General features: G+C 72.5%; 20 protein-coding genes. 9 read left to right on the top strand and 11 right to left on the bottom strand.

Annotation, left to right across the window (positions count from 1 at the left end; all coding sequences use genetic code 11):
- Positions 1 to 35: 35 nt before the first annotated feature.
- Entirely contained in the window at positions 36 to 485 is a 450-nt protein-coding gene (locus CHC05_RS22845) for a methylglyoxal synthase (RefSeq protein WP_218824638.1), read from the bottom strand.
- 329 nt (positions 486 to 814) lie between these two features.
- On the opposite strand from CHC05_RS22845, the gene CHC05_RS22840 reads away from it, so the two are divergent.
- Both CHC05_RS22840 and CHC05_RS22835 read left to right on the top strand, forming a co-directional pair.
- A complete protein-coding gene (locus CHC05_RS22840; protein WP_089252129.1) occupies positions 815 to 1,111 on the top strand; it encodes a DUF1540 domain-containing protein in 297 nt (98 codons plus the stop codon).
- A 78-nt stretch (positions 1,112 to 1,189) separates the two neighbouring features.
- Positions 1,190 to 1,939, top strand: coding sequence for a DUF2470 domain-containing protein (locus CHC05_RS22835; RefSeq protein ID WP_089252127.1), 750 nt, complete (start codon positions 1,190 to 1,192; stop codon positions 1,937 to 1,939).
- Here the strand turns inward: CHC05_RS22835 and CHC05_RS22830 are convergent.
- Genes CHC05_RS22830 through CHC05_RS22810 form a run of 5 tightly spaced genes read right to left on the bottom strand, consistent with a single transcriptional unit; the run spans position 1,901 to position 6,483 of the window.
- Positions 1,901 to 2,908 (bottom strand): branched-chain amino acid ABC transporter permease, encoded by a 1,008-nt coding sequence (locus CHC05_RS22830; RefSeq protein WP_089252125.1) that lies wholly within the window; start codon positions 2,906 to 2,908, stop codon positions 1,901 to 1,903. The two genes, CHC05_RS22835 and CHC05_RS22830, sit on opposite strands and share 39 nt — an antisense overlap.
- On the bottom strand, positions 2,905 to 3,786 hold the full coding sequence (locus tag CHC05_RS22825; protein WP_089252123.1) for a branched-chain amino acid ABC transporter permease: 882 nt from the start codon (positions 3,784 to 3,786) through the stop codon (positions 2,905 to 2,907). Before CHC05_RS22825 ends, CHC05_RS22830 begins: the two co-directional genes overlap by 4 nt.
- Positions 3,783 to 5,021: an ABC transporter substrate-binding protein gene (locus CHC05_RS22820; RefSeq protein WP_089252121.1), complete on the bottom strand. Its 1,239-nt coding sequence runs from the start codon at positions 5,019 to 5,021 to the stop codon at positions 3,783 to 3,785. The genes CHC05_RS22825 and CHC05_RS22820 overlap by 4 nt, the downstream gene beginning before the upstream one ends.
- A 24-nt stretch (positions 5,022 to 5,045) precedes the next feature.
- A complete protein-coding gene (locus tag CHC05_RS22815) occupies positions 5,046 to 5,738 on the bottom strand; it encodes an ABC transporter ATP-binding protein (RefSeq protein ID WP_089252119.1) in 693 nt (230 codons plus the stop codon).
- A complete protein-coding gene (locus tag CHC05_RS22810; RefSeq protein ID WP_089252117.1) occupies positions 5,725 to 6,483 on the bottom strand; it encodes an ABC transporter ATP-binding protein in 759 nt (252 codons plus the stop codon). Before CHC05_RS22810 ends, CHC05_RS22815 begins: the two co-directional genes overlap by 14 nt.
- Positions 6,484 to 6,656: 173 nt before the next feature.
- Between CHC05_RS22810 and CHC05_RS22805 the strand changes: the two genes are divergently transcribed.
- The 3 genes from CHC05_RS22805 to CHC05_RS22795 are packed head-to-tail and all read left to right on the top strand — an operon-like array spanning position 6,657 to position 8,988.
- Positions 6,657 to 7,841, top strand: coding sequence for a sensor histidine kinase (locus CHC05_RS22805; protein ID WP_089252115.1), 1,185 nt, complete (start codon positions 6,657 to 6,659; stop codon positions 7,839 to 7,841).
- A complete protein-coding gene (locus tag CHC05_RS22800; protein WP_089252113.1) occupies positions 7,829 to 8,476 on the top strand; it encodes a LuxR C-terminal-related transcriptional regulator in 648 nt (215 codons plus the stop codon). The genes CHC05_RS22805 and CHC05_RS22800 overlap by 13 nt, the downstream gene beginning before the upstream one ends.
- A gap of 47 nt (positions 8,477 to 8,523) precedes the next feature.
- Entirely contained in the window at positions 8,524 to 8,988 is a 465-nt protein-coding gene (locus CHC05_RS22795; protein ID WP_089252111.1) for an SRPBCC family protein, read from the top strand.
- Here the strand turns inward: CHC05_RS22795 and CHC05_RS22790 are convergent.
- Together CHC05_RS22790 and CHC05_RS22785 are read right to left on the bottom strand one after the other, a co-directional pair.
- Entirely contained in the window at positions 8,909 to 10,318 is a 1,410-nt protein-coding gene (locus tag CHC05_RS22790) for a Kelch repeat-containing protein (RefSeq protein ID WP_089252109.1), read from the bottom strand. The genes CHC05_RS22795 and CHC05_RS22790 overlap by 80 nt on opposite strands.
- Positions 10,302 to 10,823: a SigE family RNA polymerase sigma factor gene (locus CHC05_RS22785; protein ID WP_089252107.1), complete on the bottom strand. Its 522-nt coding sequence runs from the start codon at positions 10,821 to 10,823 to the stop codon at positions 10,302 to 10,304. The genes CHC05_RS22790 and CHC05_RS22785 overlap by 17 nt, the downstream gene beginning before the upstream one ends.
- 103 nt (positions 10,824 to 10,926) lie before the next feature.
- Between CHC05_RS22785 and CHC05_RS22780 the strand changes: the two genes are divergently transcribed.
- Positions 10,927 to 11,277, top strand: coding sequence for a DoxX family protein (locus CHC05_RS22780; protein WP_089252105.1), 351 nt, complete (start codon positions 10,927 to 10,929; stop codon positions 11,275 to 11,277).
- A gap of 25 nt (positions 11,278 to 11,302) precedes the next feature.
- On the top strand, positions 11,303 to 12,151 hold the full coding sequence (locus tag CHC05_RS22775) for a TIGR04222 domain-containing membrane protein (protein WP_089252103.1): 849 nt from the start codon (positions 11,303 to 11,305) through the stop codon (positions 12,149 to 12,151).
- Here the strand turns inward: CHC05_RS22775 and CHC05_RS22770 are convergent.
- Complete coding sequence (locus CHC05_RS22770; protein ID WP_218824657.1) at positions 12,117 to 13,700, bottom strand: phytoene desaturase family protein; 1,584 nt, start codon at positions 13,698 to 13,700, stop codon at positions 12,117 to 12,119. The genes CHC05_RS22775 and CHC05_RS22770 overlap by 35 nt on opposite strands.
- Before the next feature lie 39 nt (positions 13,701 to 13,739).
- Here CHC05_RS22770 and CHC05_RS22765 point away from each other — a divergent pair, with 39 nt between their 5' ends.
- Positions 13,740 to 14,375: a class I SAM-dependent DNA methyltransferase gene (locus tag CHC05_RS22765; RefSeq protein WP_089252099.1), complete on the top strand. Its 636-nt coding sequence runs from the start codon at positions 13,740 to 13,742 to the stop codon at positions 14,373 to 14,375.
- Here the strand turns inward: CHC05_RS22765 and CHC05_RS22760 are convergent.
- Together CHC05_RS22760 and CHC05_RS22755 are read right to left on the bottom strand one after the other, a co-directional pair.
- On the bottom strand, positions 14,372 to 16,744 hold the full coding sequence (locus CHC05_RS22760; protein ID WP_089252097.1) for a glycoside hydrolase family 3 protein: 2,373 nt from the start codon (positions 16,742 to 16,744) through the stop codon (positions 14,372 to 14,374). The genes CHC05_RS22765 and CHC05_RS22760 overlap by 4 nt on opposite strands.
- Positions 16,745 to 16,748: 4 nt before the next feature.
- A complete protein-coding gene (locus CHC05_RS22755; protein ID WP_089252095.1) occupies positions 16,749 to 19,010 on the bottom strand; it encodes a beta-glucosidase in 2,262 nt (753 codons plus the stop codon).
- 177 nt (positions 19,011 to 19,187) lie between these two features.
- On the opposite strand from CHC05_RS22755, the gene CHC05_RS22750 reads away from it, so the two are divergent.
- Positions 19,188 to 21,995: a family 78 glycoside hydrolase catalytic domain gene (locus CHC05_RS22750; RefSeq protein WP_089252093.1), complete on the top strand. Its 2,808-nt coding sequence runs from the start codon at positions 19,188 to 19,190 to the stop codon at positions 21,993 to 21,995.
- The last annotated feature ends 16 nt before the right edge of the window (positions 21,996 to 22,011 follow it).

Raw genomic sequence — 22,011 nt, 5'->3', positions numbered from 1 at the left:
AACCTGGCATAGATCAGCGCGGATTTCGAGGTCTGTCAGGCGGGTACGAGCTCCGTCGTCCACGGGTCGCGACCCGTCAGGAGCGGCGACGAGATGACGAAGTCGGCCGTCGCGCGGTTGCACGCGACCGGGATGTTGGACAGGACCGCGAGCCGCAGCAGGGCGCGTACGTCCGGCTCGTGGGGTTGGGCCGTCAGCGGATCCCAGAAGAAGATCAGCAGGTCCACGTCGCCTTCGGCGATTCGCGAGCCGATCTGTTGGTCGCCGCCGTGCGGGCCGCTGCGCAGCCGGGTGACCGCGAGCCCGACCTCGTCCACGAGCCGGCCGCCGGTCGTACCCGTGGCGTAGAGGCGGTGTGCGGACAGCGTCTTGCGGTTGAACCGTGCCCAGTCGACCATGTCCTGCTTACAACTGTCGTGCGCGACGAGCGCGATACCGCTGCGCGGCTGCATGGCGCCCCCTTCCCTCGTCTCCACCAGCGTCACGCGGCGACGTTTCGTACGGGTATCGGTGCCATAAACTCCTGGATAGGTGATTTGACCCACAACGTCCGCCCGGACGGCGCTCGGAAAAGGGTTAGCGTTGCCTTTCCTGAATTAGCCTAGGCTTACCTGCTAATGGTCACCACAACTGCCCCAGCCGCTTTTCTGGTCCAATCTTTCGCATTTCCCGAACAGGGCCTTGACCTGCGGTTATGCGGCCTCATTCAGCGTGGCGCGGATCGTTGCGAGTGTGCTCCCAGCCATTTGTTGATACCGTTGGTCGCGGCCTGGTTCATAGGCGCGCACAATTGAGATAAACGGAGGACGTCACAATGAGAACTCTCTTGCAGATGCCAGCCGTCCGTGAATGCGCCGCCACCGCCTGCAGCTTCAACGACGGCGGCTGTCACGCCCCAGCCGTGACCGTCGCCTCAGCCGGCGACTCCGCCTCCTGCGCGACCTTCGTCGAGTCCTCGGTCCGCGGCGGCATCGCCGACGTCCAGGGTAGCGTCGGGGCCTGCGCGCGCACGCAGTGTGTGCACAACACCAACCTGGCGTGCACGGCCAAGTCCGTCAAGATCGGTCCCGGTGCCACGGTCAGCGACTGCCTGACCTACCAGCCGGCCTGACCAGGGACGGCCTCCTTCCCATCGGGAGTTAGGTAAGGCTAAGCTTGACGCCTGCCTGATCCCGACGAAGGAGGCCGCATGGCGCCGCAGGCCAGCCGGACGTCGGACGGCGTTCCCGCCAGCGACGCGGTCGCCGCACGGTCCGTTGTCGCGCTGTCCAGCTCACTGCTGCTGCGCACCGGCGAGACTGCCTCCGAGCTCGTGGCCGCACACGCCGTGCTCCCCGACGGCTCCGTGGCCCTCGCGGTCGACGCCATGACACCGATCGGTGGCCAGCTCGTCGCCGCCCGCGGCCGCCCCGGCGGCGTGCGACTCCACGTGACCTCGGTGGTGCCGGTACGGGTGCGCTGCCGGGTACGCGCCCGGCTCACCGTCACCGGCACCGTGCGAGCGCTGGATCCGGCCGCTCTCGACGACTGCGACGCGACCACCATCGCGGCGCTGCTCGACCTGCCCCCCGTCGCGCTGTGGGCCGTCGAACCGGTCGGCGTGCACCTGGAGCGGCATTCCGCCGCCGGCGACGTGTCGCTCCCCGCCTACCGCGCTGCCCAGCCCGATCCCGTCGCCGCCGTCGAGGCGACCTACCTGCACCAGCTCGTCGGTCCCGACGGCCCCGGCGTCGAGCGCCTGAGCCTCCCGGTCGGCTGGCGCCCGCCGCACGCGCGGCTCGCAGCGGTGGCGATCGACGCCGACGGCCTGACGGTCCGCGCCGAGCGACGGCAGGGCCACCACGACGTGCGCCTGCCGTTCACCTCCCGCGTCACCACCGAGGACGAGCTGGCCCGCGAGCTAGCCCTGCTCGCCTCCACGGACACGGCGCAGGCCTGACCGGCGGCGGAGCAGCTCGGCGGCCGTTCCCCAGAGGCCTCGCCGGAAGACCAGCACCACCACCACGAAGAGGCCGCCCGTGACCAGGCCGACCGCTTCGAAGCCCGAGAAGGACAGCCAGTCCTCCAGCCGCACCAGCAGCCCCGCGCCCAGCACACCGCCCCACAGCGTGCCGATGCCGCCCAGGACCACCATCACCACGGCCTTGCCCGAGGTGGTCCAGTGCAGCGTGTCCAGGGTGACGAAGCGGTGTGCCATCGCGAACAGGCCGCCCCCAAGGCCCGCGATGAAGGCCGAGAGCACGAACGCCAGCAGCTTGTAGCGGTGGACCGGGTAGCCCAGCGCCCGGGCCCGCGCCGGGTTGTCGCGGATGCCGACCAGCACCCGGCCGAACGGCGAGTTGACGATCCGCCACGCCGCCCACAGGCCGAGCAGCACCACCGGCAGGGCCGCGTAGTAGAAGTAGTACGCGTCCGTCAGGTCCAGCCCGAACAGCTCCCGCGGCACGCTCTGCAGGCCGTTCTCACCGCCGGTCAGGCCGCGCCGGTTGTTGGCGATGTAGTAGATCATTTGGGCGAAGGCCAGCGTCACCATCGCGAAGTAGATGCCGGTGCGCCGCACGGCCAGGTATCCGATCGGCACCGCCAGGACCGCCGCGACCAGCGCGCCCGACAGCACGGCCACGGGGAACGGCACGCCGAGGTGGATGGCGACCAGACCGGTGGCGTACGCGGAGGTGCCCCAGAACGCCGCATGGCCGAACGAGAGCAGGCCCGTGTAGCCGAGCAGCAGGTCGACCGCCACCGCGAACAGCGCCCAGCAGAGCATGTCGACCGCGACGGCCGGATACAGCCCGTTGGGCAGCCACAACGCGATCGCCAGGCCGATGACCAGCAACGCCCAACGCAGGCGACGGGGTGCCCGGGCGGCCGCGCGGACGAGCGACGGCGACTTGGTGGCCACGCTCATGCCGGAGCCTCCTCGCGCCCGAACAACCCCGCCGGGCGCCACAGCAGCACGACCGCCATGATGACGAAGACCGACGTCTGTGCCACGATCGGCCACCGGTCCAGATAGGACTCTCCCCAGGCCTGGACCAGGCCGATGCCGAAGCCGGCGGCCACCGAGCCGAAGATCGAGCCGAGCCCGCCGATCACCACGACCGCGAACACCACGATCACCAGGTCGGCGCCCATCAGCGGGTTCACCGCCCGCATCGGCGCGGCCAGCACCCCGGCGACGCCGGCGAGGGCGATCCCGAAGCCGAACACCGGGGTCACCCACCGCCCGACGTCGATGCCGAGCGCCCGGCTGAGCTCCGGATGCTCGGTCGCGGCCCGCACCACCATGCCGACCCGGGTGTGCCCGAGCAGCCACCAGACCGCGACACAGGCCACGACGGCGAAGGCCAGGACGAACACGCGGTACGCCGGAAAGTCGAACAGTCCGAAGTCGACGGTCGCGTCCAATGCGGACGGTGTGGCGTACGGGCTCGACTGCGTCCCGTACCGGAGCTTGACCAGATCCTGCAGCACCAGCGTGAGGCCGAAGGTGAGCAGGAAGTTGTAGAGCGGGTCGAGCCGGGCCAGCCGGTGGACGAAAGCCCGCTCGACGCCCATGCCCAGCGCGCCCAGCACCACCGGCACGATCAGCAGAGCCCACCAGAACGGCACCCCGAACTCGGTCAGCAGCAGGTAGGTGCCCACCGCGCCGAGCATGTAGAACGCGCCGTGCGCGAAGTTCACCACCCGCAGCATCCCGAAGATGACCGCGAGCCCGAGGGCGAGCAGGGCGAGAAACGCCCCGCTCACCAACCCGTCGAACGTGTGCTGAAGGAAAGAGCTCATAGCTTGCAGTCGGCCGAAGGGGTGCGGAAAGCGGAATCGGCGGGGATCGTCTTCAGGATCTTCACGTAGTCCCAGTCCTCCGTGACCTCGGCGGCCGGCTTCACCTGCGCCAGGTACGCGTCGTGGATGACCCGGTGGTCCTCCGCCCGGATCTTCCCGTTGCGCAGGAACACGTCGTTGATGCTCTTGCCCTCGAGCTGCTTGACCACGGCGTCCGCGTCGTCGGTGCCGGCCGCCTGCACCGCCTCCAGATACTGCAGCGCCGCCGAGTAGTTCGCCGCGTGCGCGAACGTCGGCCGCGACCCGGTCTCCTTCAGGAACCGGTCGGCGAACGCCCGGTTCTCGGCGTCGAAGTTCCAGTACCAGGCGTCGGTGTACGTGGTGCCGGCCAGCGCCGCCGGGGTCAGCGAGTGGATGTCGGTGAGGAACATCAGGCCGACCGAGAGCCCGACGCCCTTCTCCCGCAGCTTGAACTCGTTGTACTGCTTGACCAGGTTGACCAGGTCGCCGCCGGCCTGCATGGTGCCGAGCACGTCCGGCTTCGGGTTCAGCGTCGGCGCCTTGAGCAGGAACGTGGAGAAGTTGTCGTTGGGGAACGGCGTCGCGTCCTTGCCCACGATGGTGCCGCCCGCCCCGGTCACCGCGGTCGAGAAGCTCTTCTCCATGTCCTGCCCGAACGCGTAGTTCGGGTAGACGATGTACCAGTTCTTGGCGCCCTGCTCGGTGACCGTCTTACCGGTGCCGTTGGCCAGCATGTACGTGTCGTACGCGTAATGGAACGTGTACCTGTTGCAGGACTTGCCCGTCAGGTCCGTGGTCGCGCCGCTGATGTTGAAGTAGAGCTTCTTCTTCTCCTTGGCCACGTCGGCCACCTTCAGCGCCGCCGACGACGTGGGCACGTCGAGGATCGCGTCGACGCCGAGCCGGTCGTACATCTCGGCGGCCTTGGTGTTGGCCACGTCGGGCTTGTTCTGGTGGTCGGCGGTCTCCACCGTGATGTCGTCGGTGATGGCGTCACCACCGTGCTTGGCCTTGAAATCGGCGATCGCCATCTGCACGGCCTTGACCGAGTTGGTCCCCGACAGTGCTAAGTAGACACCCGACTGGTCGTTGAGCACCCCGAGCACGATCCGGTCGCCGGAGAGCTTGCTGTCGCCCGAGCTCTGCGGCCCGCCACCGCCGCAACCGGCGAGCAGCAGAGCGCCGACCACCACCGCACCAACACGTCTATTCATTGACCCGCCTCCAAAGCGCTCGATTCAGATGCCGAGGTACGTGAGCAGCTCGCCTTCGCGCTCGCGCACCTCCTCGTTGCGGAGGGTCTCCACCACCCGGCCCTCGGCCAGCAGGTGATGGCGGTCGGCGACCCCGGTCGCGAAGCGCAGGTTCTGCTCGACCAGCAGCACCGCGGTGCCCTGGTCGCGGACCTGCCGGATGATGTCGCCGACCCGCGCCACCAGCAGCGGGCTGAGCCCCTCGGTCGGCTCGTCGCAGAGCAGCAGCCGGGCGCCCATCCGGAGGACCCGGGCCAGCGCCAGCATCTGCTGCTCGCCGCCGGAGAGCTGGGTGGCCGCGGAGTCCCGGCGCTCGTGCAGCACGGGGAAGCTCTCGTAGACCCGTTCCAGCGACCACGGGTCCGGTCCGACCGCGGGCGGCAGGGTCAGGTTCTCGGTGACGGTCAACGAGGCGTACGCGCCCCGGTCGTCGGGCACCCAGCCGAGCCCGAGCCGGGCCCGCCGGTGCGCCGGCAGTGGACCGAGGTCGCGACCGTCGAAGGTGACCGTGCCGCGCTGGCCCGCGTGCAGGCCCATCAGGCAGCGCAGCAACGTGGACTTGCCGGCGCCGTTGCGGCCCACCAGCGTGACCACCTCGCCGGGTGCGACCGTCAACGCGACGTCGCGCAGCACGGTGGCCTCGCCGTACCAGGCAGCGAGTCCCTCAACCCGCAGCATCAGGTGCTCCCAGGTAGGCGGTGATCACGCGTTCGTCGGCCCGCACCTCGTCGTAGGCGCCCTCCGCGAGCACCCGGCCGCCCTGCAGCACGGTGACCCGGTCGGCGAGCCGTCCGACGACGCTCATGTTGTGCTCGACCAGCACCACGGTGCGCCCGGCGCGGACCCGGTCGACCAGGTCGACGGTGCGGTCGACGTCCTCCAGGCCCATCCCGGCGGTCGGCTCGTCGAGCAGGAGCACGACCGGGTCGAGGGCCAGGGCGAGGGCCAGTTCCAGGGCGCGTTTCCGGCCGTACGGGAGGGCGTCGGACGGGACCTCGGCCAGCTCTTCGAACCCCACCATGGCGAGCAGCTCGTCGGCCCGGTCCCGGAACCGGCCGAGCAGCTTCGCCGACCGCCAGAACCGCCAGCCGAGCCGGCCCCGGCCCTGGAGCGCGAGCTCCACGTGCTCCCGCGCCGACAGCATCGGGAACAGGCTGGTGATCTGGAACGAGCGGGCCACACCGAGCCCGGCGATGCGCTCCGGGGGCAGCCCGGTGATGTCCCGGCCACCCACCTCGATGCGGCCCGAGGTGGGCCGCAGAAATCCGGTCAGGAGGTTGAACAAGGTAGTCTTGCCCGCGCCGTTCGGGCCGACCAGCGCGTGCACGGTGCCGGCCGCGACGGCCAGGTCGACACCGTCGACCGCCCGAAAACCCCGAAAGTCCCGGGTCAGGGCGTGGGTGGCGAGCACCGTCCCGACCATCGCGCCTCCCTCTCTGTGTCGCGTGCCACACCGCGGCGAGGTGCAAAACCTACGAGCGGATGGGTGTGGGTCGATATGTCGACGGCCCACACAAAACGACCCGGATCGATGGGGACGAAGGTGGGGTTTCCCCTACCGACACCGGCGCCGCGGCGCGGGAGAATGGGCGGACGATGGAGTGGGAAGACCGGATCGCCGCGGCGCGCCAGGCGGGCCTGCGGGGTCTCGAGCTCGCGGCGCGTTCGCTCGGCGGCCTGCCGCTGTTCCTGGCCGCCGTCCTCTCGATCGCCCTCCTGCCCCTCGGCATCGGCCTGCTGCTCGCACCCCGCGCGGTCGCGGCCGTCCGGCGCTACGCCGACGAGCAGCGGGAACGCGGCCGGGCGTGGTCCGGGGTACGGATCGACCGCCCCTACCGCGGTCCGGCGCACGGCCTCCGTCAGGTGCTCGACCCGGCGACCTGGCGCGACCTGCTCTGGCTGATCCTCAACGTCCCGGTCGGCACCGCGATGGGCCTCGTACCGGTCGCCCTGAGCGCGTGGGCGGGCCTCGGCCTGGTGATCGCCCCGGTGGTGCTCACGGTCGGCACCGAGCACCAGTTCTGGTCGGTCGCGGTGGGCATCGGCGTGCTCGCGGTGGCGGTCCTGATCGCCGGCGCGCCCGCGTTCCTCGACCTGCACGCCCGGTTCAGCGCCGCGCTGCTCAGCCCGCCCCGGTACGCCCTCGAGGCCCGCGTCGACCGGCTGGAGGTGACCAGGGCCGACGCGCTCGACTCGGGCGCCGCCGAGCTCCGCCGGATCGAGAAGGACCTGCACGACGGCGCCCAGGCGCGGATCGCGGCGCTCGGCATGACTATCGGCCTCGCCGAGCAGCTCATCCGCACCGACCCGGACAAGGCCGAGGCCCTGCTGGCGGAGGCCCGCGACACGAGCGGCCAGGCGCTCGCCGACCTGCGCCGCCTGGTCCGCGGCATCCATCCGCCGGTGCTCGCCGAACGCGGCCTGGTGGAGGCGGTGCGCGCCCTCGCGGTGGTGCTCCCCGTGCCGACCACGGTCCTCGCCGATCCGGGCGTACGCGCCGCGGCACCGGTCGAGGCCGCGCTCTACTTCGCGATCGCCGAGGCGCTGGCCAACGTCACCAAGCACAGCGGCGCGACCCGCGCCTGGGTCAACCTGCGCGCCCGCGCCCAGAACCTGGTGGTCGAGGTCGGCGACGACGGCACGGGCGGCGCCGGCATCCCACCGGCCGGCGGCCTGGCCGGGGTGTGCAAGCGACTCGGCGCGTTCGACGGCCGGATGGCCGTGACGAGCCCGCCCGGCGGCCCGACGGTGCTGGCGATGGAGGTGCCGTGCGGGTCGTGATCGGCGAGGACCAGACCCTGCTCCGCGACGGCCTGGCCCGGATCCTGACCGCGTACGGGGAGACGGTGGTGGCCACGGCGGCCACGGCCCCGGAGCTCCGCACGGCCATCGCGGACCTGTCGCCCGACGTCGCGATCGTCGACGTCCGGCTGCCGCCGTCGTTCACGGACGAGGGGCTGCGGGTGGCGGCGCAGGCGCGGGCGCGTACCCCCGGCTTCCCGGTCCTGGTCCTCTCCCAGCACGTCGAGGTGCTCTACGCGCGCGAGTTGCTGTCCGACGGCCAGGGCGCCTTGGGCTATCTCCTGAAGGACCGCGTCGCCGACGTGGCCCGGTTCGTCGAGGCGGTCCGGATCGTGGCCGCGGGCGGCACCGTCCTGGACCCGGACGTGGTCGCGGACCTGCTCTCCCGGCGCGGCCAGGAGGAGACGATCGCCCGCCTGACGCCGCGCGAGCGCGAGGTGCTACGGCTGATGGCCGAGGGCCGCGCCAACGCGGGCATCGCGAGCCGCCTGGGCGTGACGGAGAAGGCGGTCAACAAGCACATCAACAACATCTTCGGGAAGCTCGGTCTGTTCCCAGATCAGGACGACAACCGCCGAGTGCTCGCGGTCCTGAACTACCTGGAAGCGCCTTAGGGTGAAACTCCACCATGGACGTTGATTCGGGCGTACGCTGACGGGCCGTGACCGAAACCTATACCGTGGTGCGCTCGATCGAGATCGCGGCTCCGCCGGAGCGGGTCTACGCGAAGATCGCGGACTTTCACAACTGGACACAGTGGTCGCCGTGGGAAGATGTCGACCCGGCGCTGCATCGCGAATACTCGGGCGCGCCGGCCGGGCCGGGCGCGGCCTACTCGTGGTCGGGCAACCGGCAGGCCGGCGTGGGCCGCATGGAGATCGTGTCGGCGCAGGAGCCGTCCGACGTGACAATCGACCTGGCCTTCGAGAAGCCCTTCAAGTCCCGCAACGAGATCATCTTCCAGGTCGAGCCAGCCGCCGACGGTTCCCGGGTGACGTGGACAATGATCGGCCCGAAGAGCTTCGGCATCCGCCTGATGGGTCTCTTCAAGTCGATGGACCAGATGATCGGACCGGACTTCGAGAAAGGCCTCGGCCGCCTGAAGACGGTCTCCGAGGCGGGCTGACCCGCTCGGGATCCCGCAAGATGCGGAAGACCAGCCGCCTGACCGGCGGTGCCCCGACGGTTAGGACGGTCAGCTTCCGAAGCTGGCGGCCTCGGTCTGCTCGCCCCAGATCAGCAGGTGCGTGCCCGTCCAGACCATCGCGAAGCTCTCGATGGTCGGCGCCGACGGACCCCTTCCAGAGGTCCGTGGTCGGGTCCCACGCCGCTCCCGCGCCGTTTCCGAACGAGACGAGCGCCGCGCCGGTCCAGACGGACTGGCCACGCAGGTCGTCGACCGGGCCGTGGGTGATCGGTCGCCAGAGTCCGCCGGCCGGGTCGAGGCGGCCGCCCCGCAAGCCGACGCCGACGGGGCCGGAGCCCGGCCGGTACGGCATCGCGGCCGGGACGACGATCTCGTGCCCTGTCCACACGGGTTGATCCACACCGGTCGGTGCTTCGCCGGACGCCACGGGTGTCGACCACGTGTCCGTGCGGGTGTCGAGCCGGAACAGGTCCATCCCGAACGTCGTCTCGAAGCTGTTTTCGGAGGTGTTCACCCGATGCGCCCAGGTCGCCCACACGTAGACCTGGTCGGACGCCGCCAGCGGCACCAGCCGGGTCACGGGGTGGTCGGACGCCACCGGGAGTGCCGGCAGCGGCCGCCACCGCGCGGTGGCCGGGTCGTAGGCGGCCCCGTCGGCGAGGGGTCGTCCGTCGTCCGTCCAGCCGCCGATGACCAGCACGTCGCGACCGGTCCAGACCGCCGTCGGGCCCGTGCGCCAGGACAGCGGCGACGTCGGCACGAGCCGCCAGCTTCGCGCGACCGGGTCGTAGACCGCGCCGTCCGACTCGCTCCAGACGAACAGGACAGTGCCGGTCCACGCGTACGCCATCTGGGTGCGCGGTGTCAGCGGCGCCTCTGGGAGGACCGTCCACCGGCGGTCGGCCGGCCGGTAGGCGGCCCCGTCGGAGCGCGCCGAGTCGCCCACCCGGCCACCCCAGACCAGCATCTCGGAGCCGGTCCACACGACCGCCGCACCGGTCCGGCCCGGAATGGGCGCCTCGGGCAGCCGGGTCCAGTGCCCCGCCGCCAGCGCGGCCGCCGTGCCGGGGCCGGTCGCCGGGTAGCCCGGCCACGGCTGCTCGGCGGGCGCCCGGTCCGGGATCGCCTGCGGCAGCGCGATCGCGGCCGCCACCGCGAGCACGGCCGCGAAGGAGAACGCCCGGCGCCGGCGGCGGGCGCGTCGCGCCCGCCCGATCAGCTCGGCGACCGGCGGGACGAGACGCTCCCCAGCACCGCGCTCGGCCACCGTGGTCAGCAGCGCGCGCACCGACTCAGCCTCGTCGCTCACGACCTGACACCCCCTCGATGTCCACCACGGCGCGCAACGCCGCCAGGCCGCGGCTGGCGCGGCTCTTCACCGTGCCCGGTGAGCAGCCGAGCACCTCGGCGATCTCCGCCTCGGACCGTTCCTCGAAATAGCGCATCACCAGCACCGCCCGCTGCGCCCACGGCAGCGACGCCAACGCCTGGCGTACTACCTCCGCCGTGTCGACGCCGGCCGCGTGGTCGCCGATCGGGCGGTCGGGCAACCGCTCGGTCGGCACCTCGGCCCGCCACCGGCGCCGCCACCAGCGCGACTCGAGGCGCACCATGGTCGTGCGGGTGTAGGCCTCCGCGTTGGCGAGCCGGTCGAGCCGGTCCCACGACCGGAACACCGCCAGCAGCGCGCGCTGCACGAGGTCCTCGGCGTGCCCGCGGTCGCCGGTGAGCAACACCGCGGTGCGCACCAGGTCGGCGTAGCGCAGCGCGACGAACTCGCCGAACTCGCGTTCCCGATCCGACCGCGCGGCCATGGCGACCCCCTCACCGGATAAGAGGACCGGTCACCGCCGGGAGGTTCCGTGTGACCCGGGTCACGGCGTGACACGAACCGGGTGGCCGCACCGTCCTTTGGGCATGTTCGCCGCCTACGTCACCGTCACCGTGCTCGCCTCGGTCTTCACCGCGATCGCCGCGGCCACCTACCTGATCGGCCACGACTACCCCAAGGCGCAGCTCGACATGAAGCGCCTGCCGCACAGTTGGATGCCGATGCTGGGCACGTTCCTCGCGCTGGGCTCCGTCGGGCTGCTGGTCGGGTTCGCCGTACCCCTCCTGGGGATCCTCGCTTCCGTGGGTCTCGTGCTCTACTTCGTCCTCGCGCTCGTCGCCCACCTGCGTGTCGGCTCCCGCAAGCTCGTCGGGTGGGGCGTCTTCTTCGTCACCGTGGTGGCCGCCGTCGTCGTGAACCTGGCCCACCACGGGTGAGCCGGAGGTGCGCACACACCGCACAATGGCGCTCGTGCTCCTTTACGGCGCCCTGGCCGCGGCCGCCCTCGTGGTCTCGCTGGCGGCCCGGGCGGTGGTGTGGCTCTGGCCCGGCGGCGACCCGGGCCGCCGCAAGCTGGGCGCCATCCATCTCGCGTACCTCAACGGCGGCTTCCACCTCGCCACCCTCACCTGCGCGGTCGGCCTGCACCGCAAGGGCGCTATCAACCTCGGACCCGGCTCGGTCCTCGACGTGACCGGTCCGCTCCCCGCCGGTGCGCCGCCGCTGATGGCCGCCATCCATCGCCGGCTGCGGGAGCCTTCGAGCTGGCCGCGAGCCCTGGCCGACCGGGACGTACGGGCCGCGGCCGGTGCGCTCCACGACGAGCTCGTCCGGCGCGGGCTGCTCTCGTCGCCCGAGCGGCGGCGCTGGTTCCAGGTGACCACCACCCCGCTCTGGTTGGCCGCGGCGTTCGGCGTCGTCCGGCTGCTCTCGCTGTTCGGCAACCGGGCCGAGGCGGCCCGCCCCGCCACCGCCGGCCTCCTGGTGGTGACCGGCGCATGCGCGGTCGTCGGCTGGCTGCTGTTGCGGGCACCGTGGCTGACGCCGGCGGGTCGTCGGGCGTTGCGGTCGGCGGCGAAGGGCCTCGACGACGCGCGCATGAACGGCCGGGCGCTGATGTGGGCCGTCGCGGTCCGTGGCTCGGCCGAGCTGCTGGCGTCGAGCAGCACAGGCGCCGACTCCCGGTTCGCCGAGGCCGTCGGCGTCTACTGGGTCCCGGCGAACCGCGCCCGGAAGCTGAGCTGGGTGTACGACGACTGGACCCCGTGGTGGGACGTCAGCGATACAGCCGGCGCTGCAATCCGCCGATGACCGCCGAGTACGCCGAGCCCGCGACACCGTTGCGGGCCAGTGCCGCGTGGGCCGCGTTGGACCCGGGCCCACCGTGCACTCCCCCGCCGGGATGGGCGGACGAGCCCGCCAGGTAGAGCCGGTCGATCGGCGTGTCGGCGCGGCCCAGCCCGGGTACGGGCCGGAAGAACAGCTGCTGGTGCAGTGCCGAGGTGCCGCCGTTGATGGCGCCGCCGAACAGGCTCGGGTTGCCGTGCTCCAGGTCGCCCGGTAGCTGCACGTGCCGTCCGAGGATCGACGACCGGAAGCCGGGCGCGTGGCGTTCGATCAGCTCCTCCATCCGCTCCGCCTGGGCCCGCATCCGGTCCGCATCGCCGGCGGCCTGTTGCGGCACGTGGGTGTACGCCCACAGCGACTCGGTCCCCGCCGGCGACCGGCTGGCGTCGGAGGTCGTCATCTGTCCGATCAGGACGAACGGCTCGGCGGGCACCTCGCCCCTGGCCAGCGAAGAGCCATAGGCGGTCAGCCCCGCCAGCGAGCCCAGGTGCACCGTCCCGGCCCCGCGCGCGCCAGCGGCCGTCCAGGGCACCGGCGCCGACAACGCCCAATCCACCTTGATCGTGGCGCTGTCCCACTGGAACCGCCGCAGGTGCCGGGTGAACCCGGCGGGCAGCGCGTCCAGCCCGACCAGCCGCGAATACAGCAGGGGCGCCGGCACGTCCGCCAGCACCGCCCGCCGCGCCCGCACGTGCTCACCGTGCGCGTCCTCGACACCCACCGCCGTCCCCCGCGCGTGCAGCACGCGGGTGACCGGCCGCCCGTACTCGACCGTGCCGCCCCGGGCCGACAGCCGGCGCAGCAGCGCCGCGACCAGCTGGCCCGCGCCGCCGACCGGCACCGGGAACCCGACGTCCTGGCCGAGCATCGCCAGCAGCCAGCCGTACAAGGCGCTGCCTGCCTGCAGGGGTCCGAGATCGGTGTGCAGGGCGCCGCCCGCGAACAGGAGTTGGGCGCCCTCGCCGTGGAAGCTCTCGCGGCCGAAGTCGCGGACCGGCAGCACCGTCAGCCGCGCGAAGTCCAGCGCACCCGCCGGGCCGAGCCGGGCGGCCAGGCGGGCACCTGCCCGCACAGGCGGGAACGGTCGCATGATCGCGTCCAGGAACGGCGAGCCGATCCGCTGCCACCGCCGCACCTCGGCGGTCCACGCCGCAGCGTCGCGCTCGTCGAACGCCGCCAACGAGGCCGCGGTCGCGTCCACGTCCCGGGACAGCACCGCGCACCGGTCGTCGGGCAGCACGTGCGCGAGCACGGCCGGGGCGTGCTGCCAGGCGAGCCCGTGCGACTCCAGCTCCAGCTCACGCAGCACCGGTGACGCCGCACCCAGCGGGTAGAACGCGCTGTAGACGTCGTGGTGGAATCCGGGCACGGTCAGCTCAGCCGTCCGCACGGCTCCCCCGGCCGTGTCGGTGGCCTCCAGGACCAGCACGTCCCAGCCGGCGTCCGCCAGCAGGTTGGCTGCCACCAGGCCGTTGTGCCCCGCACCGATGACCACCGCGTCGACCGTTCGCACCGCCATCCTTCAGAACCTACCCACCACTACCCTGTCCGGGTGACAGACACCTGGCTGGCAGACACCCGCACCTCCTACGACACGGTCGCCGTGAGTTACGCCGAGTTCGTGAGCGGCTCCCTCGACACCGCGCCCCACCTGCTCGGGGCTCTCACGCTCTTCGCCGACCTCGTGGACCGGGCCGGCGGGGGCCCGGTCGCGGACGTGGGCTGTGGGCCAGGGCACGTCACCGCCCAGCTGGCCAAGCGAGGTGTCGACGCGTACGGCATCGACCTGTCGCCGGCGATGGTCGAGGTCGCCCGGCGGGACCATCCGGGCCTGCGGTTCGAGGTGGGCACGATGACCGCCCTGGACCTCGCGGACGACGCGCTCGCCGGACTGCTCGCCTTCTGGTCCCTGGTGCACGTGCCCGAGGCCGACCTGCCCGCGATCCTGCGCGAGTTCCACCGGGTGGTGCGGCCCGGCGGCCAGGTGCTCCTCGGCTTCCACGTCGGTGACAGCTCGATTCACAAGACCGAGGGCTACGGCGGACATCCGATGAACGTGTACGTGTACCGCCGCCCCCTGGCCCGCGTCCGGGACTTGCTGCGCGACGCGGGCTTCACCGTCGACGCCGAGCTGCTGCTCGAACCGGACGACCCGCGCCCGGGCGGCATCCTGTTCGCGACCGCCTAGAGATTGATAGCGGCGCGGACGTCGCCCAGTCCCCGGGCAATCAGTAGCCGTCCGTCGTCCAACGTGGACCATTCGCCAGCGGAAAGGTCCCAGCGCCGCCAGAGCCGGCTGTCGCAGGGCACCGTGACCGGCACCGAGGCACCCGGCTCCACGTGGACGGTCCACCAGCCCACCAGCCGCACGGGCTGGTCTACCTCGGACGGTTCGAAGTAGACCTGGACGACCTCGCGGCTGGGTCGCGCGCCGGTGTTCGTCACGGTGACGTGCACCGTCGTCCCGGACCAGGAGGCGTCGGCGTACGCCCAGCGTCCGTAGCCCAGCCCGTGCCCCAACCAGAACGCCGGCGACGGCGCCCGGCCGGCGTGGTGGCCGCGATAGCCGACGAACGTGCCTTCCGTGTACGGCAGCTTTCCGTCGACAGGGGTCACCGACCAGGCCGGGCTCGCGTCGTCGGTCGCCGGGAAGGTGGTGACCAGCCGCCCGGTCGGCTCGAGGTCGCCGAGCAGCGCGGCCGCGACCGCATGGCCGCCCTCCTGCCCGGGCAGCCCGACCCAGAGCACGGCGGAGACCTCGTCCAGCCACGGCATCAGCACGGGCGTCGCGGCGTTGACCACCGCCACGGTCCGCCGGGCTACCCGTGCGACGGCGCTGACCAGGTCGTCCTGCCGCCCGGGCAGCCGCAGCGTGTGCTTGTCGACCGCCTCGGTCTCCTCCTCCTCGGTGAGGCCGACGACGACCACGGCGACGTCGGCCGTGGCCGCGGCGGCCACCGCAGTCGCGATCACCTCGTCGGGGTCGGCCGGCGCCGGCCGGGCGACCACGCCGTAACGGCCCACTCCGCCGAGCGGCCCGGCACCGGAGGTCACGGTGAGCTCGCCGGTCAGCAGGTCGTCGGGCGCGGCGGTGACGACGCCGGTCGCCGCCGGCGGCGCCAGGATCTCCGCGCCGATGCCGCCGGGCGGCACCGTGAGCTCGTACGCCAGCGCCTGGTCACCGACCGCCAACCGCCACGAGCCGGCACCGATCGCGCCCACCTCGACCGGGCCGCCGGCCACGAACCGGCCCGTGAACGAGATCCGGGCGACCTGCCCGGCGAGGCCGTCGTCGAAACCGACCACCGTCGACGTCGCGTCGTCCCTGGTGTCGAGCACCGTCCCGTCGGCCGCGAACAGCGTCCACCGCACGTCGGCGAGGAAGCCGGGCCGGGCGTTGACCGGTCGCGACCGGACCTCGACCCCGTCGGCCACCGTCAGCGTCGCCGCTTCGCCCAGCGCCGCGGCCAGCCCGTCGGCGATGCTGACCTGATACGGCGGGTTGACCTGAGCCGATCCCCCGCCCATGCAGATGGTCTCGACGGCGTGCCGGCCGACCAGCGCGATGCCACCGGTGCGCGCCAACGGCAGCACGTCGTCGTGGTTGGTGAGCACGGTCATCCCGGCCACCGCGAGGCGGGTCAGCTGGGTGCGTCGGGCCGGGCTGTCGGGCGCGGGCAGGGCGGCCGGCCAGGTGCGCGGGGTGCCGAGCGCGCCCACCCGGTCGGCCAGCACGAGCAGCCGCTCGAGGTGCTCGTCGACCACTGCCTCGGGCACCTCGCCCGCCTCGACGGCCGCCACGAGCGCGTCACCCCAGGGCCCGGCCGGGCCGGGCATCACCAGGTCGAGACCGCCGTTCGCGGCGGGCGCGGCGCTCTTGGTGGCGAACCAGTCCGAGACGACCAGCCCGGTGTACGCCCACTCGCCCTTGAGGATCTCGTTGACCACGTGGTGGTGCTCGGTCGCCGGCACGCCGTTGACGTCGTTGTAGGCGGCCATCACCGACCAGGCGTCGGCCTCGGCCACCGCGATCTCGAACGGCAGCAGGTAGAGCTCGCGCAGCGTCGCCTCGTCGACGACGCTGTCGACGGTGGTGCGGTCGGTCTCCGACTCGTTGGCGACCAGGTGCTTGAGGCAGGCGCCGACCCCGCGATCCTGCATCCCCCGGACGTACGCCGCCGCCAGCTTGCCGGTCAGCAGCGGATCCTCGGAGTACGCCTCGAACAGCCGGCCGCCGAGGGGTGAGCGGTGCAGGTTGATGGTCGGGCCGAGGACCACGTGGATCCGCTGCGCCATCGCCTCCTCGGCCAGCAGCCGACCGACCTCGTACATGGCCTCGGTGCTCCAGGCGGAGGCGAGCAGGGTGGCGTTGGGAAACAGCGTCACCACCGGGCCGCCGGAGAACCGCAGCCCGCGTACGCCGGTAGGCCCGTCGGACATGCGCAGCTCGGCAAGGCCGATCGCCGGAGCCGGCGCGAGCGTGAACACGCTCGCGCCGGTCAGCAGCCGAACCTTGTCCGCGAGGTCGAGCGATGCGGCCAGGGATCGATAGTCCATGACGTCAGCGTAGGACGAAGCGGTCCGTGAGTGCGGTGTCGAACGAGCCGCCGACGGTAACGGTGTAGCGGCCCTTCGCCGTGGTCCAGCGGCCGTCCCAGTGCTGCAGCAGGTGCAGGTCGGCCAGGTCGGCCGCGCTCAGCCTCAGGTCGACGGTGGTCGAGCGGCCCGGTGCCAGGGTGACCCGTTGCCAGCCGAGCAGCCGCTTCGCCGGCTCGTGCGCCGACGCCGGCAGCTCCACATAGGCCTGTGCGGTCTCGGTGCCGGTGCGGTGGCCGGTGTTGGTCAGTTTGAACCGGACCCGCACCCCGTCCCGGCCGTGGTCGACGTGCAGGTCGCGGTACGCGAACGAGGTGTACGACAGGCCGTGGCCGAACGGGAACAGCGGCTCCACGTCCTGCGCGGCGTACCACCGGTAGCCGACCTGGAGGCCCTCGCCGTAGGTCACCTGGCGCGGGTCGGTGTTGCCCGGCGGGCGCACGACGGAGCCGTCGGCGAAGACGCCGGGATAGCGGTCCGGGTGGCCGGCGGTGGGCAGGTCGGCCTCGGCGCGCGGGAACGAGTGGGTCAGCTTCCCGCTCGGCGTGGCGTCGCCGAACAGCAGCGCGGCGGTCGCGGGGCCGACCTGCTCGCCGGCGTACCAGACCTCCAGCACGCTCTTGACGTCGTCGATCCACGGCATCAGCACCGGTCCGCCGGTCTGGAGCACGACGACCGTGTTCGGGTTGGCCTGCGCGACGGCCGCGACGAGGGCGTCGCCGTTGCCGTCGAGGGCGATGTTCGGCCGGTCGGCGAACTCGCCCTCCTGGTAGTAGCCGAACACGACCGCGACGTCGGCGGCGGCCGCGGTCGCCGCGGCGGCGGTCAGGTCGCTGCCGTCCGCGTACGAGACGGTGCCAGGAGCCGCCCGGGCGGTGATCGCGTCCAGCGGGGCCGCCGCGCTGCACGGGATGTTCGGCGCGGTGTGCAGGCAGACGCTGGAGGCGTCGATGTCGCCCGTCGCGGCCGTGTTGGCCGCGGTCGGTCCGATCACCGCGATCTTGTCAGCGCGCGAGGTCAGCGGCAGGACGCCGCCCGCGTTCTTCAGCAGCACCGAGCCACGCTCGGCCAGCGTCTTCGCCAGGGCCACGCTGGCCGGGGTCGAGATGTCGGCGTCGGGCGCGGCGATCCGCGGCACGTCGAACAGCCCGGCCGCGATGTGCGCCCGGACGATCCGGTACGCGGCCTCGTCGACATCCGCCACGCGCAACGTACCCGCGGAGATCAGGTCCTTGATCGCCATCGGGGTCCAGTAGCGCCAGGCGTTGAGCTCCTGGTCGAGGCCGGCGCGCAGGGACGGCGGGTCGTCGGTCAGCCCGTGCCGGCCGCCGAAGTCGGTGACCGTCCAGCCGTCGAAGCCGATCTCCCACTTGAGGATCTGGTCGAGCAGGAGCTTGCTGCCGCACGACCACTCGTGGTTGACCTGGTTGAACGCGCACATCACGCCGCCGACGTCGCCACGGTCGATGGCGATCTCGTACGGCAGCGTGTAGATCTCCCGCAGCGTGCGCGGGTCCACGTTGGACGAGCTGTTGTTGCGGTCGATCTCCTGCTCGTTGGCGACATAGTGCTTGAGCACCGACTCGACCGGCTCGGCGGGGTTGGCACCGACGCCCCGGCTGTACGCGGCCGCCATCAGACCGGAGAGCACGGGGTCCTCGCCGAGGTACTCGGAGGTGCGCCCGCTGCGCGGGTCGCGGCCGCTGGCGATGCCGGGGCCGAGCAGCACGTTGCGCTGCTTGCGCCACGCCTCGTGGCCCATCGCGACGCCCTTCTCCCGGGCCAGCGCGGTGTCCCACGATGCCGAGAGCGAGACGTTGGCCGGGAACACTGTGACGCCCGCGCCGGCACCGGCTATCGCTGAGGGCGCGTCGCTGTACTGGATGGTCGGCGTGCAGGCCACCTGCGCCGGCAGGGTGAAGGTGATCGGGGTGAACTGGTCGGCGGGCACCTCGCGGGGACGCGCCGTGGTGAACGTGGTCTGGGCGGGGTTGTTGGCGGACTGCTCGTCGAGCCAGCGCAGCTTCTGGTCGAGCGTCGACGCCGCCAGCAGGGCGCGGGCCCGCTGCGCCGGTGACTTGTGGTGGTTCATCCAGGGCACGCGGGCGCAGTCGGTCTCGGCGGCCGCACCGGCGGGCACGCCCACGAACTGTGCGGCCGGCAGGGTGAGCAGGGCGGCCAGCGTCAGCGCCAGGCGGCGCCGCGCGACGGGTAAGCGGATGTGCATCGTCAGCCTCCGGAGGACGGATGGGGCTTTGAACGATTCAACCGCCCGCCAGGCTAGGAGCACGGTGGTCGATGGGTCAACCCTCGCGCCGCTGGGAAAAGTTGAGGGTTGACGGCCCCGCCCGGGAGTTGAAAGATGAAATGCTTGAATCGATTCACAGACCCACCGGGAGCCCCCATGGTCCGCTCCGCCGCCCACACCCCCACCCCCGTCCGCTTCGCACACCGGACCGACGACGGCGCCGTCCTCGCCGTGCCGAGCCGCACCCCCGCCCTGTCCTGGCAGATCCCCGACGCGCCGGCCGAGTTCGCGGCCGCCGCCTACGAGCTCGAGACCACCGTCGACGGTGGCGAGCCGCGAACCCATCTCGTCGAGTCCGCCGAGCAGGTCCTCGTGCCCTGGCCGGCGGAGCCGATCGCGTCCCGGCAGCGGGTCACGGTGCGGGTCCGGGTCCGCGACACGGCGGGCGGGTGGACCGACTGGAGCCCGCCCGCCCACGCCGAGGGCGGGCTGTTCGACCCGGCCGACTGGACCGCCCGGTTCGTCAGCCCGCGCACCCTCGGCGGCCCCGACCAGCCCGCGCCGCTGCTGCGGGGGCGCCTCGACGTGCCCGGCGAGATCACCAGCGCGCGCCTCTACGTGACCAGCCACGGCCTGCACCGCGCCGAGCTCAACGGGCAGCGGGTCGGCGACGACGAGCTGGCGCCCGGCTGGACGAGCTACCCCAACCGGCTGCGCTACCGGGCGTACGACGTCACGGGTCTGCTGCACAGCGGCGCCAACACCCTCGACGTGGCGCTCGGCAACGGGTGGTTCCGCGGCCGGCTCGGCTGGCGCGGCGGGCGCGCGCTCTACGGCGAACGGCTGGCGCTGCTCGCCCAGCTCGAGGTGACCACCTCCGACGGCCGGACACACACGCTCGCCACCGACGAGAGCTGGACGGCCGGCGAGACGGACGTGCTGGCCAACGACAACTACGACGGCCAGCGCACCGACCTGCGCCGCCCCGCGCGCCCGGCCGACACCACCGACCCGGTCGACGTGCTCGACGCCGACCTCGGCCGGCTGGTCGCGCCCGAGGGCCCGCCGGTGCGGGTCACCGAGATCCTGTCCGCGGTGACGGTCTCCACCTCGCCGTCCGGCCGTACCCTCGTCGACTTCGGCCAGAACCTGGTCGGCTGGGTCCGCCTGCGGGTCCGGGGCCTGGCCGCCGGCGAAGAGGTGACCATCCGCCATGCCGAGGTGCTGGAAGACGGCGAGCTCGGCGTGCGCCCGCTCAAGACCGCCAAGGCGACCGACACGTACGTCCTCGCGGGTCCCGACGAGGTCAGCCTGGAGCCGGTGTTCACCTTCCACGGCTTCCGGTACGCGGAGGTCAGCGGCGTCGACGGGCTGGACAAGAACGACATCGAGGCGGTCGTCGTCGGCAGCGACCTGCGCCGGACCGGCTGGTTCGAGTCGTCGCACCCGTTGCTCAACCGGTTCCACGACAACGTGGTGTGGAGCGCCCGGGGCAACTTCCTGGACGTGCCGACCGACTGCCCGCAGCGCGACGAGCGGCTCGGCTGGACCGGCGACATCCAGGTGTTCGCGCCGACGGCGACGTTCCTGTTCGACGCGGCCGGCTTCCTCACGAACTGGCTCGCCGACCTCGCCGCCGAGCAGTACCCGGACGGCTCGGTGCCGTTCGTGATCCCGGACGTGCTGCGCACCGAGCGCCCCGCCGCGGCCGCCTGGGGTGACGCCGCGACGATCGTGCCCTGGGTGCTCTACCAGCGCACCGGCGACGCGGGTGTGCTGGCGAAGCAGCTGCCCAGCATGCGCGCCTGGGTCGACCGGCTCGCCGGGCTGGCCGGCAAGGACTGCCTGTGGACGGGCGGGTTCCAGTTCGGCGACTGGCTCGACCCGACCGCTCCCCCGGAGGCGCCGGCCGCCGCGAAGGCCGACCCGGACGTCATCGCGACCGCGCACCTGGCCCGCTCCGCCGAGCTCGTCGCGTGGGCCGCCGCCGTGCTGGGCGACCGGGACACCGAACGGCACTACGCCGACCTGGCGGCGCGGACCCGGGAGGCGTTCGCCCGCGAGTACGTCACCAACGGCGGCCGGGTGATCAGCGATGCCCCGACCGTCTACGCGCTAGCCCTCGAATGGGCGTTGCTGCCCGGCGAGCGGGAGCGGGCGGGTGCCGGCCGGCGGCTGGTCGACCTGGTGCGTACCTCCGGCTTCCGGATCAGCACCGGTTTTGTCGGCACCCCGCTGATCACCGACGCGCTGACCTCGGTCGGCGCGGTCGACGTCGCGCACCGGCTGCTCATGCAGACCGGCGTGCCGTCGTGGCTCTACGCGGTCACGATGGACGCGACGACGGTCTGGGAGCGGTGGGACAGCATGCTGCCGGACGGCCGGATCAACCCGGGCGAGATGACCTCGTTCAACCACTACGCCCTGGGTGCGGTGGCGGACTGGCTCCATCGCACGGTCGCCGGACTGGCACCGGCCGCGCCGGGCTACCGGGCGATCACCGTGCGGCCGCAGCCCGGACCCGTCATCACCCACGCCGCGGCGCGGCACCTCACGCCCTATGGGGAGGCGGCCGTGGAATGGCGGAGGGCGGACGGCCGGTTCGTGCTCGACGTGCGCGTCCCGGTGGGCAGCACCGCGACCGTGCACCTTCCGGACGGCAGCGACCCGGTCAAGGTCGGGCACGGCAGTCACGAGTTCGCGTGCGCCGACCCGTACCCCCGCGACCAGATCCTGGCCGGTGACCCGACGGTGCGCGACGTGCTCGACCACGAGCCCACCTGGGCCGCGGTTCTCGCGCTGGCCAAGGAGTTCGAGGTCACGGGCGACGACCGGGACGCCGCCGGCCGCACGCTTGCCTATCTGGACGCGCCCGCGATCGAGATCGCCGAGGCGCTCGCACCGGCCGGGCTCGCACCCCGCGCCGAGGCGTTCCGTGCCCGACTGGCCGCACTGCTGGCCTAGCACACGCGGGGGTTGA

Source organism: Asanoa hainanensis, from assembly GCF_900188485.1.
Classification (GTDB): domain Bacteria; phylum Actinomycetota; class Actinomycetes; order Mycobacteriales; family Micromonosporaceae; genus Asanoa; species Asanoa hainanensis.
Note: the sequence above shows the minus strand (reverse complement) of the source record. Positions and strands in the feature narration are given on the sequence as shown.

Bases quoted from the DNA above. Each gene is read 5' to 3' on its own strand.
- CHC05_RS22805 (WP_089252115.1), top strand. From the start codon at position 6,657: ATGGAGTGGGAAGACCGGATCGCCGCGGCGCGCCAGGCGGGCCTGCGG.
- CHC05_RS22760 (WP_089252097.1), bottom strand. From the start codon at position 16,744: ATGGACTATCGATCCCTGGCCGCATCGCTCGACCTCGCGGACAAGGTT.
- CHC05_RS22825 (WP_089252123.1), bottom strand. From the start codon at position 3,786: ATGAGCTCTTTCCTTCAGCACACGTTCGACGGGTTGGTGAGCGGGGCG.
- CHC05_RS22750 (WP_089252093.1), top strand. From the start codon at position 19,188: ATGGTCCGCTCCGCCGCCCACACCCCCACCCCCGTCCGCTTCGCACAC.
- CHC05_RS22840 (WP_089252129.1), top strand. From the start codon at position 815: ATGAGAACTCTCTTGCAGATGCCAGCCGTCCGTGAATGCGCCGCCACC.
- CHC05_RS22830 (WP_089252125.1), bottom strand. From the start codon at position 2,908: ATGAGCGTGGCCACCAAGTCGCCGTCGCTCGTCCGCGCGGCCGCCCGG.
- CHC05_RS22785 (WP_089252107.1), bottom strand. From the start codon at position 10,823: ATGGCCGCGCGGTCGGATCGGGAACGCGAGTTCGGCGAGTTCGTCGCG.
- CHC05_RS22780 (WP_089252105.1), top strand. From the start codon at position 10,927: ATGTTCGCCGCCTACGTCACCGTCACCGTGCTCGCCTCGGTCTTCACC.
- CHC05_RS22815 (WP_089252119.1), bottom strand. From the start codon at position 5,738: ATGCTGCGGGTTGAGGGACTCGCTGCCTGGTACGGCGAGGCCACCGTG.
- CHC05_RS22755 (WP_089252095.1), bottom strand. From the start codon at position 19,010: ATGCACATCCGCTTACCCGTCGCGCGGCGCCGCCTGGCGCTGACGCTG.
- CHC05_RS22820 (WP_089252121.1), bottom strand. From the start codon at position 5,021: ATGAATAGACGTGTTGGTGCGGTGGTGGTCGGCGCTCTGCTGCTCGCC.
- CHC05_RS22835 (WP_089252127.1), top strand. From the start codon at position 1,190: ATGGCGCCGCAGGCCAGCCGGACGTCGGACGGCGTTCCCGCCAGCGAC.
- CHC05_RS22810 (WP_089252117.1), bottom strand. From the start codon at position 6,483: ATGGTCGGGACGGTGCTCGCCACCCACGCCCTGACCCGGGACTTTCGG.
- CHC05_RS22775 (WP_089252103.1), top strand. From the start codon at position 11,303: ATGGCGCTCGTGCTCCTTTACGGCGCCCTGGCCGCGGCCGCCCTCGTG.